The organism is Exiguobacterium sp. s161, from assembly GCF_018619045.1.
GTDB classification, from domain to species: Bacteria; Bacillota; Bacilli; order Exiguobacteriales; family Exiguobacteriaceae; genus Exiguobacterium_A; species Exiguobacterium_A indicum.
In genome coordinates this window covers 91,270-109,568 of record NZ_JACSNH010000001.1, presented here as the reverse complement: position 1 = coordinate 109,568, position 18,299 = coordinate 91,270, and the positions used below count along the sequence as shown (strand labels likewise).

The window sequence follows — 18,299 nt, the reverse complement described above, 5'->3', positions numbered from 1 at the left end:
GTCCCCCTTATGCTTTGTCACTTAGACAAGCGCCTTCGCTTTTTCAATCGCATCTTCGATCGGACCGACGAGACGGAATGCTTCTTCCGTTAAGTCATCGTGTTTACCTTCGAGGATTTCTTTGAAGCCGCGGATCGTGTCCTTAACTGGGACGTACGATCCTTTTTGTCCTGTGAACTGCTCAGCTACGTGGAAGTTCTGCGACAAGAAGAACTGGATACGACGCGCACGGTGTACAGTCAATTTGTCGTCTTCTGACAACTCGTCCATACCGAGGATCGCGATGATATCTTGAAGTTCTTTATAACGCTGAAGTGTTTCCTGAACTTGACGTGCAACACCGTAGTGCTCTTCGCCGACGATTTCCGGTGAAAGGGCGCGTGATGTTGAAGCAAGTGGATCCACGGCAGGATAGATCCCCATCTCAGAGAGACGGCGCTCAAGGTTCGTCGTTGCATCTAAGTGAGCAAACGTCGTCGCAGGAGCCGGGTCAGTATAGTCATCGGCTGGTACATAAACCGCTTGGATCGATGTAACCGAACCTTTGTTTGTTGATGTGATTCGCTCTTGGAGCATACCCATCTCTGTTGCGAGTGTTGGCTGGTAACCAACGGCAGATGGCATACGACCGAGAAGGGCCGATACCTCAGAACCCGCTTGTGTGTAACGGAAGATGTTATCAACGAAGAGAAGAACGTCTTGTCCTTGCTCATCACGGAAGTATTCTGCCATTGTCAAACCAGTCAAGGCAACACGAAGACGTGCACCCGGTGGTTCGTTCATCTGACCGAAGACCATCGCTGTTTGTTTGATAACGCCTGAATCCGTCATCTCGTGGAACAAGTCATTTCCTTCACGCGTCCGCTCACCAACACCTGCGAATACCGAGATACCGCTGTGCTCTTGAGCGATGTTGTTGATCAATTCCTGGATGAGGACGGTCTTACCTACACCGGCACCACCGAAGAGACCGATCTTACCACCCTTGATGTAAGGAGCGAGCAAGTCGACGACTTTAATTCCAGTCTCGAGGATTTCAACTTTCGTTGAAAGGTTATCGAAAGTCGGTGCTTTTTTGTGGATCGGAAGACGTTCCACGTCAGCAGCGATTTCTTTTTCATCAATTGGGTTACCGAGTACGTTGAAGACGCGACCAAGTGTCGCTTCTCCGACGGGTACCGAGATTGGAGCATTCGTATCGAGTACTTCCATTCCACGGCGTACTCCATCCGTAGAGTCCATCGCAATGGTACGGACGACGTCGTCACCAAGGTGCAGGGCGACCTCAAGCGTCAAGTCGATAGCCACTTCTTCTACAGTTTGCGGCGTATATTGAATACGAAGCGCGTTGTAGATGTTCGGTAAGTGTCCTTCGAACTTAACGTCGATGACAGGTCCCATGACCGCGACGACGCGGCCTTTTAAACCGAGTTCGTTCATCGTGTTTCCTCCTACCTATCGTTACGCCAGTCGGGATTACTGCTGCGCAGCAGCCCCACTGACGATCTCTGTGATTTCTTGCGTGATCGCAGCTTGTCGAGCTCGGTTGTAGACGAGAGTCAATCGACCGATCAAGTCATCTGCGTTATCTGTCGCACTTTGCATTGCTGTCATACGTGACGCATGTTCTGCTACTTTCGCGTCAAGAAGCGCACCGAAGATCAAGCTCTCCGCATAACGCGGGAGGAGTTCAGCAAGGATTTGTTCCTCGCTTGGCTCGTACTCATAAGTCGTCGAAGACGAAGCTTCGATTTCTCCGAGTGGGAGAAGAGTTTCGACTTTCACTTCTTGGCTGATGACAGATAAGAAGTGGTTGTAGCACAGCTTGAGCTCGTCGATTTCGCCGATCGTGAACGCACTCACTGTGCGCTTCACGATCTCAGCGACGTCGACATACGAAGGAGAATCGTTCAAGCCTGTGATCGCATCCGTGACCGTGATTCCGCGTGAACGGAAGAACTGGACACCGACTTTACCGACCACGAAGAGAACGTAACTGTCCGCAGTATGCTTTTCTTTGATTTCCCGGTAGACTTCACGCAGCACGTTGGCGTTATATGCACCAGCTAAGCCGCGATCCGATGTGATGACGATGTAGCCCGTCTTTTTGACGGGACGTTTCTCGAGCATCGGATGGCTCGCACCTGTCGTGCCATTCGCAATGGTTCCGAGTACCTCTTGCATTTTCAGCATGTAAGGTTGGAACTTCGCGCTATGTGCTTGAGCGCGGTTCAGTTTCGACGCCGAAACCATGTTCATCGCTTTCGTGATCTGTTTCGTACTTTTCGTCGAGTTGATCCGCGTTTGTATCTCGCGCAACGATGCCATTTCGATTCACCACCTTGTTAGTATCAAGAGCGTTCCGCCGGATTAGACCGTCGCTTGGAACGTTTTCTTAAATTCTGAGATTGCTGCTACGAGCTCTTCGTCTGCTGGAAGGTTACCTGTCTTACGGATCTCATCGCAAAGTTGTTTGCGGTTTTGATCGAGCCAGAGGTTGAGTTCCTTTTCAAAACGACGAATATCCGTTACAGCAACATCATCAAGGTGACCACGAGTCAAGGCATAGATGATGATGACTTGCTTATCGACAGTAAGTGGTTGGTTCAAGTCTTGTTTCAAGACTTCAACTGTCCGCTCACCACGGTTAAGCTTCGATTGAGTCGCTTTATCAAGGTCAGATCCGAACTGAGCGAATGCTTCAAGCTCACGGTAAGATGCGAGGTCAAGACGGAGCGTACCCGCTACCTTCTTCATCGCTTTTACTTGAGCCGAACCACCTACACGCGATACCGAGAGACCCGGGTTGATCGCGGGACGGACACCTGAGAAGAAGAGATCCGATTGAAGGAAGATTTGACCATCCGTGATCGAGATAACGTTCGTCGGGATATAAGCTGAGATATCCGACGCTTGTGTTTCGATGAACGGAAGGGCAGTCAAGCTACCTGCGCCAAGCTCGTCGTTCAACTTCGCCGCACGCTCAAGAAGGCGTGAGTGGAGGTAGAAGACATCCCCTGGGTAAGCTTCGCGGCCTGGTGGGCGTTTCAAGAGAAGTGAAAGCTCACGGTAAGCAGCTGCTTGTTTTGAAAGATCATCATAGATGACAAGAACGTGTTTGCCTTGGTCCATGAAGTGTTCACCCATCGCGACACCTGCGAATGGTGCGAGGTAAAGAAGTGGAGCTGGCTGTGAAGCCGCTGCCGAAACGACGATCGTGTAATCGAGGGCACCGTTTTTACGGAGCGTCTCGACGACGCCACGGACTGTTGATTCTTTTTGTCCGATTGCGACATAGATACAGATCATGTTTTCTTCTTTTTGGTTGATGATCGTATCGATGGCGATCGACGTTTTACCCGTCTGACGGTCACCGATGATCAACTCACGCTGTCCACGACCGATTGGAACGAGGGCATCGATCGCCTTGATTCCTGTCTGAAGTGGTTCGTGTACCGATTTACGCGCCATGACGCCAGACGCCTTACGCTCGATCGGGTTGTAGTGTTCTGTTTCGATTGGACCAAGACCATCGATTGGCATACCGAGTGGGTTGACGACACGTCCGAGGAGTGCGTCTCCTGTTGGTACTTCCATGATGCGGCCCGTACGGCGAACAGAGTCGCCTTCTTTGATTTCAAGGTAGTCACCGAGGATGATGATACCGACGTTGCCTTCTTCTAAGTTTTGCGCCAAGCCCATTGTGCCGTTAGCGAATTCTACGAGCTCTCCCGACATGACGTTGTCGAGTCCGTGTGCACGAGCGATACCATCACCGATTTGGATGACCGTACCTGTCTCGTTCACTTCCATCGTAGAACCGTACTGCGCGATACGCGCTTTAAGCAGGGCGCTGATTTCTTCAGCTCTAATGCTCATGCGTTTCACCCCTATTTTCTTACGCTTTTAACAGCTCACGCTCAAGGCGCGTTAGTTTAGTTTCGATCGTACCGTCATATGTCGTGTAACCGATTTGAACGCGAAGTCCTCCGATGACACTCGTGTCGACGACGTTCTCGACTTCAAGCGTTTTACCTGATTTTTGGCCAAACGTCTCTTTCACTTTCGTGAGTTCCTCGTCTGACAATTTGTATGCACTCGTGACGATTGCCGTCGCGACATTGCGGTGTTCATTCAACAATGCAATGAAGTGTTCCGGTAATGTAACGATCTCTGCCGCCCGGTCGTTTTCGACCATGACGAGCAATGTGTTCAAGACGATCGAGTTGAAGCCCGTGAAGCTTGTTTGAAGAACTTGCTTGAGCTCTTCAGCAGAAATCGATGGGTTATCTAAAACCGAAGCGAGCTCTGGTGTTGCGTGGAGCACTTCGCCGAGCGTCCGCACATCAGCTTCTGCTTGCTCGAGCACATGGTGCTCAAGCGCAAGATCGAAGAGCGCTTTTGCGTAGCGTCCCGCTACGTGATCACGCATTAGTTCGTGCCCTTAGTATCAGCAAGGAATTGATCGACGAGTGCTTTTTGAGCGGCTTCGTCTGTCGCAAGCTGTGTTTTCATGACGTGGCGTGCTGCAGCGATTGCTTGAAGAGCGACATCGTTCTTCAAAGCAGCTTGTGCTTCAGCGCGTTCACGTTCGATCGCACGGCGAGCTTCTTCCTTACTCATTTCGGATTCAAGACGTGCCTGCTCCATCGCACGTGCTTGCTCTGCTTCTGCCTGACGGCGTGATGCTTCTAAAAGGTCGCGTGCTTCCGTACGCGCCTTGTTTAATTCTTCGCGTTGTTGTTCTACGTAGACTTCAGCGTCTTTACGGCTCTTTTCAGCCGAGTTGATCTCGCTAGCCACATGCTCTTCCCGCGCTTTCATCATGTTGACGAGCGGGCCCCATGCGAATTTCTTCAAGAGGATGAGGAGCAAGAGGAAAACGACGATCGTGACGATCATGTTGGCTAATAAGAGTTGGTTGCCTTCGCCGCCAGCCTCTGCCGCAAGATACGTTAGATTCATTCGATTACACTCCCCTCGTGGTTGGTTCAACTTCAATATCTACATAAGGGAGCCTAAGCTCCCGTGACGGTTCACTCAAACGTTGAACGAATAGCGCCCTATGTAGTCCGTTCTCGTTAATCGTGGATTAAGAGTTGAGAAGAAGGAAACCGACCGCTACACCGATGATTGGAAGTGCCTCAACAAGACCGATACCGATGAACATTGTTTGACGAAGTTCGTTTTTGAGTTCTGGCTGACGTGCTTGACCTAATACTGTACCGTTTACGATAAGACCGTTACCGATACCTGCGCCGAGTGCGCCGAGTCCGATGATGATCGCTGTTGCAATAAGATTCATGATAAATTGCCTCCCTAGAGTATGTTCATTGATTTGTCGTGCTGTTATCGGAAAAGCGGATGCTTTACCTTCGAATTAATGGTCGTGCGCTGCCTTATGTCCGATGTAAACCATCGTCAGGATAAGGAAGATGTACGCTTGGATACCACCGATGAAGAGTGAGAATCCTTGCCAGATCAACATCGGGATACCCGAGATGATCGCGCCGACTGGTCCGAGGAATTGGAAATCGTTCGTACCAGAGACGATACCGATCGAAAGAATGATTCCGATCATGATTTCACCAGCGAAGATGTTTCCGTAAAGACGAAGACCGAGCGTCAACGTGTTTGCAAACTCCTCGATGATGGTAATGATAAACATCGGCGTCATGAATGTTTTCGCATAAGCACCGAAGCCTCGCATCTTCACACCGTAGTAATGACTTAAGACTACTACGAGAGATGAAAGTGCCAGTGTCACGTAAGGATCTGCAGTTGGTGAGTTGAACCAAATGTAGTGTCCCGTCACGACGTTGAATGGGAGACCCATGATGTTGGACACAAGGATGAACAGGAATAATGTCATTCCGAACGTAAGGAAGCGACCCCCTGTTTTCCAGTCCATCGTGCTGCTGATGATTCCGCGAACGAATTCAAGGAACATCTCCATCACGTTTTGAGCACCGGTTGGCTTCATCACAAGACGTCGCGTACCGGCCACGGCAATCAAGAAGACGAGAGCAGCAGCAATCAATACTGTGATCAAGTTCGTCCAGCTACCGTACAGAACGAAGTCACCCCAGAGTGGGATTTCGTAAAGTGGCATTTCGTGGTTCATTTGACTATTCACCTCTTTTCCCGCTTGAGTTCGTGAGTCAAGAACTCACAAAATTGTATGACGTGGCCGGCGAGAAGGCCTATTACCACCGCAGTTAATGACAATTCAGTTTGATATTTCAAACCGATCATCACACAAAGTACCGCGACCGCCATGCGTGAAACGGTCCCTCGAGACATCGGCTTACGCCCTGTCTCAATTACACGATACATACGATCGACGCTTAATCGTTGAAGCGTCAAGATCAGAAAGCTGCCAGTTCCACCAAGTGCTAGTCCATAGATGACTGGGTCACTCGGGCGTCCGATGAGCAGCAGGACAGCTAGGATTCCGTAAAAGAGTCCAAACCATCGTAAGTACGCACGATACAACGCATCTTGAAGGATGATGTTCATGTCTTCTCCCCTAACAAGTGCCTGATCATGGCGATCATGCAAAGAATGCCGATGAAAATCCCGATGAACACGGCGAATGTCTCACCCATTTTTTCCCACCATTGTTGTTGTTCCCCATAGTTCCCAACCAAAAAGCCAATGACGATCGGTGCAGCCAGTGCCGTCGAAATTTGCGAGGCCATGACCATACTCTTCGCGAGCCCACTTTGGCGCACTAGAGACGACCCCCTTTTTTCCCAATTGCGAGTTCTTTTTCTTTCCCACAATTTGCGGATTTTCATACTAGTCAAGAATACAATGAAGCAGCTTTCATAGTCAAATGAATTCACAATAAAAACAGAGCCAAAAAACCTATACATATCAACGAATGATAAGGTTTTCACAGATGTCATACGTGCAACTCATTTCACGAAGATGTGAAGAAAATATGTAGTACTATCAACGGTTATAGAGATTGTTCATATGGTGAACAAAACCGTTGAATAGTAACGTTATATCGTGCTACCTCAACCGAAACAAGACCTCTAAAATTGATTTGTGTCGATTTTGTGAAAAAACATTTTCTGTTCACAATTGTAAACGCTTCCGAATCGGGACACAAAAACAGCTCTGACATCTGTTTGTAACAATAGATTTCAACGATTTCCAATTTTTCAATCGTGAGGTGTGTCACAGCCTGAATCGTCATGGTTTATCTTCCAGTTTCAAGGTCATCTGGTTTTACATTTTCTAAACAAATGGGCTGATTTTAGTGGAAATGGTAAGAATTAAAGATGTTATTCCTATAAACTAAAACCTCTTGTCGCCATAGATGTACTAAAACAAAAAGAATCGCTTATTTCACGCGACTCCTACAGGAAAAAGCACAAGTCTTTGTGCTGTCAGAGACAAGTGAGACCCGACTCCTCGTCTAAGGACGATGGAGGCGCGGCTTGCGTCTCGCCTGAGGAAAGCAAGTGAATATAAGCGATTCGGAGAGTACTAGTCGTTTCTCATTGCGTGAGTAGCGGTGCCGGCGCTTCCCCTTGACCGAAGTGATGCAGGATCGCTTGGACGATCCGTTCTGACGCATGACCATCACCGTATGGATTTGAGGCATGTGCCATTTCTTTATAAAGTGCGTCATTCGTCAACAGTTCGGTTGCCATCTGATAAATCGTCTCTTCTTCTGTTCCGGCAAGCTTTAACGTCCCAGCAGTAATTCCTTCCGGACGCTCGGTCGTATCGCGTAAGACAAGAACCGGAACACCGAGTGACGGTGCTTCTTCCTGAACACCACCGGAGTCCGTCAAGATTAAGTGAGCACGACTCGCGAAGTTGTGGAAGTCGAACACGTCGAGCGGAGCAATTAACGAAATCCGATCATGTCCCTCAAAGACCGTCTTCGCCGCTTCCTGAACAACTGGGTTAAGGTGAACTGGATAAACGACGTGTGTATCCGGGAATGCATCGACGAGACGACGAATCGCGCGGAACATCTGATGCATCTTCTCGCCTTGGTTCTCACGACGGTGCGCTGTCATCAAGATCAACTTCCGATCCCCGACCGTCTCAAGCATCGGATGGACGTAATCGGCTTGGACCGTCGTTTGCAGGGCATCGATTGCTGTGTTCCCTGTAATATAGACGCCAGCATGACGATTCTCGGACGCAAGGTTCGCTGCCGCTTGTGCGGTCGGAGCAAAATGTAAGTCTGCGAGCGTCGACGTCAACTGACGATTGACCTCTTCCGGGAACGGTGAGTATTTATTATACGTGCGCAGCCCTGCCTCGACGTGACCGACCACGATTTGGTTGTAATAGGCAGCAAGGCTCCCAACGAACGTCGTCGTCGTGTCGCCATGGACGAGGACAAGGTCCGGCTTGATCTCTTTCATGATCGCATCGAGTCCTTCAAGACCACGCGTCGTAATGTCGACGAGAGTTTGACGTTGCTTCATGATGTTCAAATCGTGATCCGGTTCGATTTCGAACAGGGTAAGTACTTGATCGAGCATCTCGCGGTGCTGGGCTGTGATTGTGACATGAACATCAAAAGCAGGGTGTTGCTTCAGGGCGTTGACGAGCGGTGCCATTTTAATAGCTTCCGGTCGAGTCCCGAAAATCGGCATGACTGTAATCGGCATGGTGACTTCCTCCTTTTTTCCTTTTTTCATTAAAGCATATTTCAGCAGTCTTGCGCAGTTTACGAAATAGCAACGAAAAGACCGCAGATCATCGTCTGCGGTCTTTTTGTGTATCTTACTATTTTTACTTCGTTCCGAAGAGACGGTCTCCTGCGTCACCGAGCCCTGGGACGATGTAGCCGTGGTCGTTCAACTTCTCGTCGAGTGCCGCGAGATAGATATCGACGTCCGGGTGTTCTTCTTGAACGCGTTTGACGCCTTCAGGTGCTGCACAGAGACATGCGAGCTTGATGCTCTTCGCCCCTTGTTTCTTTAAGGAGGAGATGGCGTCTGCCGCCGAACCACCTGTCGCAAGCATCGGGTCAACGACGACGAAATCACGTTCTGCGACGTCTGTTGGGAGCTTGAGGTAGTATTCCGTTGGCTCGAGTGTCTCCGGATCACGGTACAAACCGATGTGACCGACCTTGACGTTTGGCATCATGCGGAGCATGCCGTCGACCATCCCGAGACCGGCGCGGAGAATCGGGACGATCCCGAGTTTCTTGCCTTCGATCATCTTCTGCGTCGTCTTCGTGACCGGTGTCTCGATCGCGACATCTGTGAGTGGAAGGTCACGTGTGATTTCATATGCCATCAATGAAGCCACCTCGTCGACAAGTTCCCGGAATTGTTTCGTTCCTGTTTCGACCTTACGCATGATCGTCATCTTGTGCTGAATCAATGGGTGATCAAATACATGTACTTTACTCATTGTTTGCATCTCCTCTCCATTCTCTTTTCGCATTGTACTCTAAAAGCGCACTGCTTGGGAACTGTTTTTTCGTCAGTCCCCAAGCGTGCTCTTGCCGGAAAGAATCGCTTTCGCCGCGTAAGACCATTCATTGTCCGGCTGTTGTGCGAGTTCTTGCAAGGTCGCGCGATAATCACCTTTTTTATATTTTTGTTCATAGACCGCTTGCATCCAGAGGACATCACTCATGTAACCCGACTTCGGAAAATCCTCACGGTACGCGATATAGTCCGCCTGTGTCGTCTTCTTTAACTTACCAGCGGCAATCAACTTATAAAAACGCGCCATCCCTGCCGTCTCTTTATTTTTCAAGACGTCTGCACTCAACAGGTCATTTGCTTTTTGATAATCCTTTGCTTGGACAGCCGCAACCGCTTCCTTTAATGCGGCTTCCGGTTTCAGACCACTCGTTTTCGTCGTTTTCTTTTCCTTAACCGGCGACTCTTCTTGTTTTACTTCCGCTTCCGTCTTTCGCTTCTGATCGGTATTCAATTTCTCGTTTTCTTTTTTTAACTGCTCGACTTCCGTTTGTAAGGCAGCCAATTGTTGCGCAATTTTTTGATCGGTCTCTTCTTTCGGTGCAGCATTTTCTGAAGTAGGAGACCACGCTTGAATACCTACGAATAAGAGGCCGGCCGCTACCACTCCGGTTGCCGCCATCCACCATTGATTCTGATTCACCGCTTGGCGCCACTGTTTTAATTTGTCATGTTTCTGAATCGCTTCCGGCAGCGCCTTGAATCGCTTCTTCGCAAGACGTCGTCCGCCTGCCTTTGAGGCGATCGCAAGACGATATGTATAATATTCAACCGGCATCGGTAAATGTTTCCATTGCAGAAGCCGTGCATCCGCTTGTTCATAAAAGCCTGCTTGTTGCATGATGATGATCGTCTTGAAATCTTCGTACAGTCGTTTGTATTCTGATTTCGTCGTACTCTTCTTCTCCAACCATTTCAACATCTGGCTTCCTGTCGTCGACGCGAGCTCGGCTTGGGTCAACTTCATAATATTCATAACGCGTAAACTCCTTCATTTCCTTTTTTAAAAAGTATAGCAAATTTTTGGAATGACATCGCCTCCTCTTACAAGATTGAATATAAAAAAAGAATCGCTTTCCATTCTCTCGAAAGCGATCCATTCGTTGTCTTATGCTGTATGAATTTTTCCATCCTCGATCCGCCAGATGCGATCACAGACGTCAAGCATCCGTTCATCATGAGTGATGACGATAATCGTCTTGTTTGACTCATGCGCTTGCCGTTGTAATAGCTCCATCACTCGACGCCCATTCGCATAATCGAGACTTGCGGTCGGCTCGTCCGCTAAGACAAGTTGCGGATCATTGACGAAGGCGCGGGCAATCGCGATGCGTTGACGCTCACCGCCCGATAACGCATGCGGCAAATGATCTTTGCGATGCTCGAGTCCGAACATAGCGAGTGCTGCGACCGTATCCACCGTCCGGCCAGCTTCTTTTGCGACGAGTTCCAGTTGCTCCCGTGCCGTCAAAAAGGGTACGAGATGCGACTCCTGAAAGATGAACCCGACTTCCTCAAGACGTAAGCGACGACGTTCTTCGCCCGACGCTTCACTGACGCACGTATCATCAAAATAGACGGCACCTTTTGTTGGTGTCTGCAGTAAACCGAGCAACTGAAGGAGTGTACTTTTCCCACTCCCGCTCGGTCCAACAAGGGCAATCAGTTCCCCTGCTTCTGCCTGTAAGTTGATATCGTGCAAGACGGTCATCTCACCATAACTCTGTTCAATCCCTTCTAACTGAATCATCCGTTCATTCCTCCCATCGCGTCTGCCGCCTCAAGTTTTTTCACCATTCGTAACGGAACGAGCGCTCCGAGGATCGCTGTTACGAGTAAAATGCCGCCGTACATCAGACTCGTCGACCATTCAAATCGGAAGGGAAGATCCGCTGGTAAGAAGCGGCTCGTCAGATAGGTGATAACGACACTGACACCAAAGGCGAGGCTCGTCAGGAGGATGACTTGTACGAGTAGACTCGCACCCATCGTCCGTGTTCGGATGCCGATTGCTTTTAGGACGCCAAGTTGTTTCATCTTCTGCATCGTCAAGATATAGAAGAAAGCTGTCAGAATCAATGCCCCGATGACGACGAGTGCAACCCGCATCATCTGGAAGGAGTTTTGCTCCGCTGCATAGCCTGGCACATTCTCAACGACTGCTTGTTTTGAGAAGACGGCTTGATCCGTTTGCAACGACTGACCGATGTACGCTGAGACGTATGATGCCCCCATCTTGGATTGCCACGCTTGCCACGATTCATCCGTCATCCAAAGGACCGGTGCGTGACTATAACGTCCGTCCGTGACCGTGCCGGCAATCCGGAACGTCTCTTTCGTCCGAAAATCGGTGATCGTATCGCCGACATGGGTTCCGCGTTGTTCCGCATACGCGGCATCAACGAGCACTTCTCCTTGTTTCAATGATTGCAACTGTTTTGGACCATAGTTCGTAGTCTGTGGTAACGCAAAGACTGTCACGTCATCCTTCGTTCCATTCTTCTTCTCAAGCACCATGTTCTGGACACCGAGCGCTTCTGCTCCCTTCGGTGTCTCGTCCGCCTGTAAGAATGAACGGGTCAGCTGCCCTTCCGCATCTTTACTCAGTGCAAACTGCTCGACCGGCAGATTACGGACGGCAGCCCCATTGTCGTAGGCCAGCCCGTCCGCAAGACCGGTGATCATTAAAATCAATAAAACGATCAACATCGTCACGATCGTCATCCAACTGAATCGTCCTTTCATCCGGACGAGTTCTTTCCATCCTAGTTTCATTGCGTGATTCCTCCTGTATGTTCGCTACAGGATTGATGATACGACTGCAATATGAACGGAACATGAACGCACGCGTCAAGTACGTAAAAAAATCAATGTCACAGTCAGACCGGATGAATCGGACGACAAGCTCGCATCCCCACCAAGTTGGCGCATCGTCTCTTTGACGATTGCAAGCCCAAGACCCGTCCCGCGCGACGTGCGGGACACATCACCTTGATAAAAGCGTTCAAAGGCATGTTCCATCTGTTGTTCGGTCATGCCTGGTCCTTCGTCCTTGATTCGGACGATGACCTGATTCACTTGTTCTTCCGCTTGAATGTGAATCGTCGCTCCTTCGGCTGAGACCGAAACAGCGTTTCGAATGACGTTTTGGAAAACATGTTCGAGCGCACTAGCATCTGCTTGAATCTGTAGCGCTGCTGGTACATCGAGTGCGACGGCGATGCCTTGCTCATCGAGCTGAAAGGCAAGTGTTGCGAGTGTCGTCTCTAGACTCGTCCGTAGATCAAGTGCTTGCCGCTTAAAGCGCCGTCCTTCATCGAGCTTCGCTAAGATCAATAATTGACGCGTCAGCTCCGACATTCGCGCTGCCTCTTGTTGAATGATCGCCCGTCTCCTGACGTCTTCTCCCGTCACGTCGAGTTGTCCCGCGTACCCCGAGATCGTCGTCAGCGGTGACTGAAATTCATGCGAAACGTTTGCGACGAACCGGCGTCGTTCTGTATCAGACGCTTCGACTGCCGTTGCCATCTCGTCAAAGCGTCGGGACAGCTCTCCAATCTCATCGCGTGCCTTCGTTCCGACGCAGATTCCGTAGTCACCGTACGCCATCTGTTCCGTCGCTTTTGTCAGGCGCCGGATCGGACGCACGAGATACCGGATGGAGAAGACAAGCAAGAGGAAGCTGATCACGACAAGCAATCCGAGAAACAGACCGACGAACAGGTGCAACTCACGGATTTGCCGACTCAAGTCCGGACGGACGAAGATCGCATCCGTTCCTTGCGCCGTCTTGACTGACGTCCCGTACGTATTGATGACTTCATTGTCGAATAGACCGAGCAAGAAGAGGTGGAACGGATACTCACGCATCCCGTAGTACGGTTGACCATTTTTCACTTGCTCGACGATTTGACTTGAGAGCGTTTCATCACGAAATGGATTTCCGTAACGCTCCGTTCCGTCTTCGGTCTGCACATATAGTTGAAAGCCAGTCGCTTGTAACATCCGGTAAAACGATTCCGTCTTTCCGTCACCGTGCGTCTCGTAATAATCAATCGCTGTCTCGACCGCTTCCTCAACTTTTTGGCTATAGCTGTCCTGCCAAAACGAATAGTAGGCAATGTTACTGATTAAAAGCGCTAACAGTGCGGACACGAGTAGAACGACACAGACGAGTCCGACGATTTTCGTATAGAGGGATCTCATGATTCGACCTCCAACCGGTACCCGAGTCCACGAACCGTCTCAATCTTCACCTGATTCGTCTCCTTTAAGCGTCCACGGAGTCGTTTGATGTGGACGTCAATCGTCCGGTCATCTCCCATGAAATCAAGTCCCCAGACGTGTTCAATCAATTCCTCGCGACTGAATACCCGTCCCGGAAAACTAGCCAGCTGATGTAATAATTCGAATTCGCGCCGCGGAAGTGTCCACTCGGTCGACTGGATCGTCACGAGCTGACTGCGTTTATCGATCGTGACATCTCCGAGATGTAAGACGGGTTGCGCCGCTTTTTGATAGCGCCGCGCCACGGCGTGAAGCCGAAACACTAATTCTTCCGGATCGAACGGCTTTGTGATGTAATCATCAGCACCTGCTGCAAAACCGTCCCGCTTATCCGTCAGTTCACCGAGTGCCGTCAGCATCAAGATCGGGATGTCCCCGTTTTGCCGTAATCGCTCACACAGGACGAGACCGGTCTGCCCGGGAAGCAAGACATCGAGCACCGCTGCTTCGAACGTCATCGTGTCAATCCAAGCGAGCGCTTCATTTCCGTTTGCTGTCGCTCGAACGGAATGTCCGTCGGCTTGTAACGTCGATACGACAAGTGCTTGGATATGTGGATCATCTTCAACGACTAGAATATACATCGTACGCCTCCTTTTTTAGACAAACAAAAATCCCCTTCCCCTTCTCATAACGAAAAGGACGAAGGGGATGACGATCATCCGCGCTCTGGGTAGAGTGGGAAACGACCTGTCAAAGCAACGACACGCTCACGTGCTTGTGCGAGAACGTCTGCTTCTTCTGGGTGGTTCAAGACGAGTTCGATCAACTCAGCGATTTCTTTCATCTCCGCTTCCTTGAAGCCACGTGATGTCATCGCTGCCGTTCCAATCCGGATACCACTCGTGACGAACGGGCTCGCTGGGTCGAACGGAATCGTGTTCTTGTTGACCGTGATACCGGCTTCGTCAAGGGCATGCTCAGCGAGTTTCCCCGTGATCCCGAGCGGTTGCAAGTCGACGAGGAGCAAGTGATTGTCCGTTCCGCCTGAGACGATCCGGAGTCCACGCTTCGTCAATTCCTCACCGAGGACTTTTGCGTTCGTGACGACTTGACCGATGTAGTCCTTGAACTCTGGTGCAAGAGCTTCACCGAACGCGACAGCTTTCGCGGCGATGACGTGCATGAGTGGACCACCTTGGATGCCTGGGAAGATCGCTTTATCGATTGCTTTCGCATGCTCTTCTTTACAGAGGATCATCCCACCACGTGGACCACGCAACGTCTTATGCGTCGTCGTCGTGACGAAGTGTGCATGTTCGACTGGGTTCGGGTGCTGACCTGCTGCGACGAGTCCTGCGATGTGTGCCATGTCGACCATCAAGTAAGCGCCGACGCTATCTGCGATTTCACGGAAACGTTTGAAGTCGATGACGCGCGGATACGCCGATGCGCCCGCGACGATTAATTTTGGTTTGTGCTCTTCTGCTAATTGTGCGACGACGTCGTAATCAATCATCTCTGTCTCTTGATCGACACCGTATTCCACGAAGTTGTACTGGACACCGGAGAAATTGACGGGGCTACCGTGCGTCAGATGGCCACCGTGCGAGAGGTTCATCCCGAGGACCGTATCGCCTTGCTCGAGAATCGTGAAGTAGACCGCCATGTTCGCTTGTGCGCCCGAGTGTGGTTGCACGTTCGCGTGCTCCGCACCGAAGATTTCCTTCGCGCGGTCGCGTGCTAGATTCTCAGCGAGATCAACATACTCACAGCCACCATAATAACGGCGACCTGGGTAACCTTCTGCGTACTTGTTCGTCAAGACGCTGCCTTGTGCTTCCATGACAGCTTGCGAGACGAAGTTCTCGGATGCGATCAATTCGATGTTATCCCGTTGACGACCTAGTTCCTGGCGCATTGCCGAAAAGAGTGCCTCATCTTGTTGTTTCAGATACGTAAGCGGTGTTTGTTCCATCTGAATTCCCCCATTTCATTTCGATAGACCTATCTTAACACGAATGTTTCGTTCCCGGCATCCCTAAAAACAACATCAAAAAAGCAAGGGGTGCGCAACCCCTTGCATCAATCATTCGTATTTAGCACGTGCTCCACCGATTAATTTCGGTCGTGTCACGGCTGCCGTCACGTGTGCCTCACCGATTTCCTTGTGCGGCAAGCGCACAGGAATCGCAACAGCCTTCAAGTGCATCCCGATGAACGTGTCCCCGATATCAATCCCGGCGTCTGCCTGAATCGCTTCGACGACGACCGGTGCCGAGAAGCGCTGATAGGCAGCACTTGCCATCGATCCACCGGCTTCCGGAACAGGAACGACCGTCACTGGATCAAGTCCGAGTCGCTCTGCCGTTTGCCGCTCAAGCGTCAGCGCCCGGTTGATATGCTCACAGCCTTGGAAGGCAAGATCAACTTGGTGCGACCGACGAAAGGCATCGAACACGTCGAACAACGCGTCCGCGACTTCTGGTGAACCGGCCTTGCCGATTTGTTTGCCGATGACTTCGCTCGTCGAACAGCCGATCACGAGCAATTTTCCTTTTAAGGAAAATCGTTCATCCAGAGCGTTCAGTGCTTCTTCTAAATCGTGCTGGATGCGTGTCAAGTCCATTACTTCACCTCATAATCTGAGATTTTGCAAACGCGGTTCTCATGACGTCCGCCTTCGAATTCCGTTTCAAGCCAAAGCTGTGCGATCTCACGAGCCAGTCCTGGACCGATGACGCGTTCGCCCATCGTCAAGATGTTCGAATCGTTGTGCTGACGCGTCGCTTTCGCGCTGAACGTGTCATGGACGAGTGCTGCTCGGATGCCCTTGACCTTGTTCGCTGCGATTCCGATCCCGATGCCTGTTCCACAAATCAAGATACCACGATCAAACTCTCCGCTTGCGACTGCCTCAGCGACTGGAATCGCGACATCCGGATAATCGATCGAGTCGGCTGAATGCGTACCGAAGTCCGTATAGTCGATGCCGAGCTCTTGTAAGAGATCGTTGATTTCTGCCTTTAACTTAAAACCGCCATGATCCGCGCCGATTGCTACTTTCATCTTTACTATTCCCCCGTTTGTTTAGGTTGTTTTTTCGGAAGTTTCCGTGTATCCGGAGCTTTTCTTCCGTTTCCGTTCTGCGTCAATTTTAACACAAGACGGTTGACGAGGGGTTCGAGTTCATTGCGTACTTGCCGGTAGACGTTCATTGATCCGCCGTACGGATCGTTGATATCCCGTTCAAGCCCTGTCACATATTCATATAAGGTGAACGTCCGTTCTTTCAGTTCCGGATAGCGTTCACCGACTTCCTGCTTGTGCTGACGCGTCATCGTCAAGATGATGTCGGACCAACGTCCGAGTACATCATCAAAGACTTGCGTATAGTGCTCGAGTTCGATCCCGCGCTCGCGCAACACTTGTAAGGCGTTCTCGGACGCATCAAATCCTTGCATCGAACGTAGTCCTGCTGAACGGACGTCGAATTCCTGATCAGCGACCTTCGAGCGTAGTAATGCCATCGCCATCGGGCTACGGCATGTATTTCCTGTACAGATGAATAAAACGCGACGTGTGCTCATCTCCGTATCCTCCTTCTTCAAGGGCGAATGACCCGACCACCTGCTGCTTTATGGAGGCGGTTGCGGACCGCAAGCCCCACCCCTTCTTCTGATAGGTCTCGTACAAAAATCTGATCCACCGTCGTCTGATCAAATCGCCGTAAACAATCGTAAAGACGTTGTGCCGCCGTCTCCATCGAATTACCAAGGGAGCAGCGAACATCTGCGTCGACATCCTCCCCGTCAAACAGGAGAACGCCCGTCTTGTGTCCGGTTTGTCGCGCATCATCGATGAGTTGCTGTAAGAATGAAAGATCCCCTTCGACGACGGACAGTGTTGCTTCCGGCGCATAGTGGGTATATTTCATCCCGGGTGCCTTCGGTGTAACATCTTTCATCGATAAGGCAGGATCGAGTGTGACAGGACCGATGACCGACTCGATTTGTTCGCGTGTCACGCCACCCGGTCGTAAAATCGCCGGTGGCGTCATCGTACAATCGATGACAGTCGATTCGACCCCGATGCCCGTTTCCCCTCCATCGACGATCGCAGCGATGCGTCCCGAGAGGTCATATGCGACGTGCGCAGATGACGTCGGTGAAGGTTTTCCGGAACGGTTGGCACTCGGTGCTGCGAGGCCCAGCCCTGTCGCTTCAATTAATTGAAGCGCGAGCGGATGGTCTGGCATCCGTAATCCGATCGTATCTAGTCCTGCTGTGACGAGTGTGGATGCGGTACCGTTCGATTCGAGGATGATCGTCAAGGCTCCTGGCCAGAACGCCTCCATCAAACGTGCCGCGACATCTGGAATGTGCGTGACGAACTGATGTGCCTGTTCTACGGATGCGACATGGACAATCAGTGGATTGTCGGAAGGTCGACCCTTCGCGGCGAAGATTCGCCGAACAGCCGCTTCGTTCGTTGCGTCTCCTGCGAGACCATAAACGGTCTCGGTCGGCATCGCCACGACCTCTCCTTCCTGCAATAACCGAACTGCTTCATCCATCGTCTGTAAGTCAATCATTT

General features: G+C 50.7%; 21 protein-coding genes. All 21 read right to left on the bottom strand.

Features of this window, described 5'->3' with window-relative positions; translation table 11 throughout:
* Positions 1–21 precede the first annotated feature (21 nt).
* Positions 22–1,440 (bottom strand): F0F1 ATP synthase subunit beta, encoded by a 1,419-nt coding sequence (atpD, locus tag KNQ14_RS00610; RefSeq protein ID WP_023469494.1) that lies wholly within the window; start codon positions 1,438–1,440, stop codon positions 22–24.
* 36 nt (positions 1,441–1,476) lie between these two features.
* On the bottom strand, positions 1,477–2,328 hold the full coding sequence (gene atpG / locus KNQ14_RS00605; protein WP_023469495.1) for an ATP synthase F1 subunit gamma: 852 nt from the start codon (positions 2,326–2,328) through the stop codon (positions 1,477–1,479).
* A 42-nt stretch (positions 2,329–2,370) separates the two neighbouring features.
* Positions 2,371–3,879, bottom strand: a complete 1,509-nt coding sequence (atpA, locus tag KNQ14_RS00600) for a F0F1 ATP synthase subunit alpha (protein ID WP_035395863.1) — start codon at positions 3,877–3,879, stop codon at positions 2,371–2,373.
* Between the two features lie 19 nt (positions 3,880–3,898).
* Entirely contained in the window at positions 3,899–4,432 is a 534-nt protein-coding gene (locus tag KNQ14_RS00595) for a F0F1 ATP synthase subunit delta (protein ID WP_023469497.1), read from the bottom strand.
* Positions 4,432–4,965, bottom strand: a complete 534-nt coding sequence (gene atpF / locus KNQ14_RS00590; RefSeq protein WP_023469498.1) for a F0F1 ATP synthase subunit B — start codon at positions 4,963–4,965, stop codon at positions 4,432–4,434. The genes KNQ14_RS00595 and atpF overlap by 1 nt, the downstream gene beginning before the upstream one ends.
* A 127-nt stretch (positions 4,966–5,092) precedes the next feature.
* Positions 5,093–5,305 (bottom strand): F0F1 ATP synthase subunit C, encoded by a 213-nt coding sequence (gene atpE, locus KNQ14_RS00585; protein ID WP_023469499.1) that lies wholly within the window; start codon positions 5,303–5,305, stop codon positions 5,093–5,095.
* Positions 5,306–5,380: 75 nt separating this feature from the next.
* Complete coding sequence (gene atpB / locus KNQ14_RS00580; protein ID WP_023469500.1) at positions 5,381–6,124, bottom strand: F0F1 ATP synthase subunit A; 744 nt, start codon at positions 6,122–6,124, stop codon at positions 5,381–5,383.
* Between the two features lie 8 nt (positions 6,125–6,132).
* On the bottom strand, positions 6,133–6,519 hold the full coding sequence (locus tag KNQ14_RS00575; protein WP_053454404.1) for an ATP synthase subunit I: 387 nt from the start codon (positions 6,517–6,519) through the stop codon (positions 6,133–6,135).
* Complete coding sequence (locus tag KNQ14_RS00570; RefSeq protein ID WP_214859211.1) at positions 6,516–6,734, bottom strand: AtpZ/AtpI family protein; 219 nt, start codon at positions 6,732–6,734, stop codon at positions 6,516–6,518. Before KNQ14_RS00570 ends, KNQ14_RS00575 begins: the two co-directional genes overlap by 4 nt.
* Positions 6,735–7,511: 777 nt before the next feature.
* A complete protein-coding gene (wecB, locus tag KNQ14_RS00565; RefSeq protein ID WP_058264532.1) occupies positions 7,512–8,645 on the bottom strand; it encodes a non-hydrolyzing UDP-N-acetylglucosamine 2-epimerase in 1,134 nt (377 codons plus the stop codon).
* Positions 8,646–8,769: 124 nt separating this feature from the next.
* Entirely contained in the window at positions 8,770–9,399 is a 630-nt protein-coding gene (upp, locus tag KNQ14_RS00560; protein ID WP_023469504.1) for a uracil phosphoribosyltransferase, read from the bottom strand.
* Between the two features lie 72 nt (positions 9,400–9,471).
* Complete coding sequence (locus KNQ14_RS00555; RefSeq protein ID WP_156357211.1) at positions 9,472–10,443, bottom strand: hypothetical protein; 972 nt, start codon at positions 10,441–10,443, stop codon at positions 9,472–9,474.
* A 141-nt stretch (positions 10,444–10,584) separates the two neighbouring features.
* Positions 10,585–11,226, bottom strand: coding sequence for an ABC transporter ATP-binding protein (locus KNQ14_RS00550; protein WP_214859210.1), 642 nt, complete (start codon positions 11,224–11,226; stop codon positions 10,585–10,587).
* Positions 11,223–12,251 (bottom strand): ABC transporter permease, encoded by a 1,029-nt coding sequence (locus tag KNQ14_RS00545; RefSeq protein ID WP_214859209.1) that lies wholly within the window; start codon positions 12,249–12,251, stop codon positions 11,223–11,225. The genes KNQ14_RS00550 and KNQ14_RS00545 overlap by 4 nt, the downstream gene beginning before the upstream one ends.
* A 75-nt stretch (positions 12,252–12,326) precedes the next feature.
* A complete protein-coding gene (locus KNQ14_RS00540) occupies positions 12,327–13,682 on the bottom strand; it encodes a HAMP domain-containing sensor histidine kinase (RefSeq protein WP_214859208.1) in 1,356 nt (451 codons plus the stop codon).
* Positions 13,679–14,347 carry a response regulator transcription factor gene (locus tag KNQ14_RS00535; protein ID WP_023469509.1) on the bottom strand — a complete coding sequence of 223 codons (669 nt, stop codon included), beginning with the start codon at positions 14,345–14,347 and terminating at the stop codon, positions 13,679–13,681. The genes KNQ14_RS00540 and KNQ14_RS00535 overlap by 4 nt, the downstream gene beginning before the upstream one ends.
* 74 nt (positions 14,348–14,421) lie before the next feature.
* A complete protein-coding gene (glyA, locus tag KNQ14_RS00530) occupies positions 14,422–15,681 on the bottom strand; it encodes a serine hydroxymethyltransferase (protein ID WP_058264526.1) in 1,260 nt (419 codons plus the stop codon).
* Positions 15,682–15,792: 111 nt separating this feature from the next.
* Positions 15,793–16,332, bottom strand: a complete 540-nt coding sequence (locus tag KNQ14_RS00525; RefSeq protein WP_023469511.1) for a TIGR01440 family protein — start codon at positions 16,330–16,332, stop codon at positions 15,793–15,795.
* A complete protein-coding gene (rpiB, locus tag KNQ14_RS00520) occupies positions 16,332–16,772 on the bottom strand; it encodes a ribose 5-phosphate isomerase B (RefSeq protein ID WP_023469512.1) in 441 nt (146 codons plus the stop codon). The genes KNQ14_RS00525 and rpiB overlap by 1 nt, the downstream gene beginning before the upstream one ends.
* A gap of 5 nt (positions 16,773–16,777) precedes the next feature.
* Positions 16,778–17,293, bottom strand: a complete 516-nt coding sequence (locus tag KNQ14_RS00515; protein ID WP_023469513.1) for a low molecular weight protein arginine phosphatase — start codon at positions 17,291–17,293, stop codon at positions 16,778–16,780.
* A gap of 17 nt (positions 17,294–17,310) precedes the next feature.
* Positions 17,311–18,297 carry an L-threonylcarbamoyladenylate synthase gene (locus tag KNQ14_RS00510; RefSeq protein ID WP_217448999.1) on the bottom strand — a complete coding sequence of 329 codons (987 nt, stop codon included), beginning with the start codon at positions 18,295–18,297 and terminating at the stop codon, positions 17,311–17,313.
* Positions 18,298–18,299 lie beyond the last annotated feature (2 nt).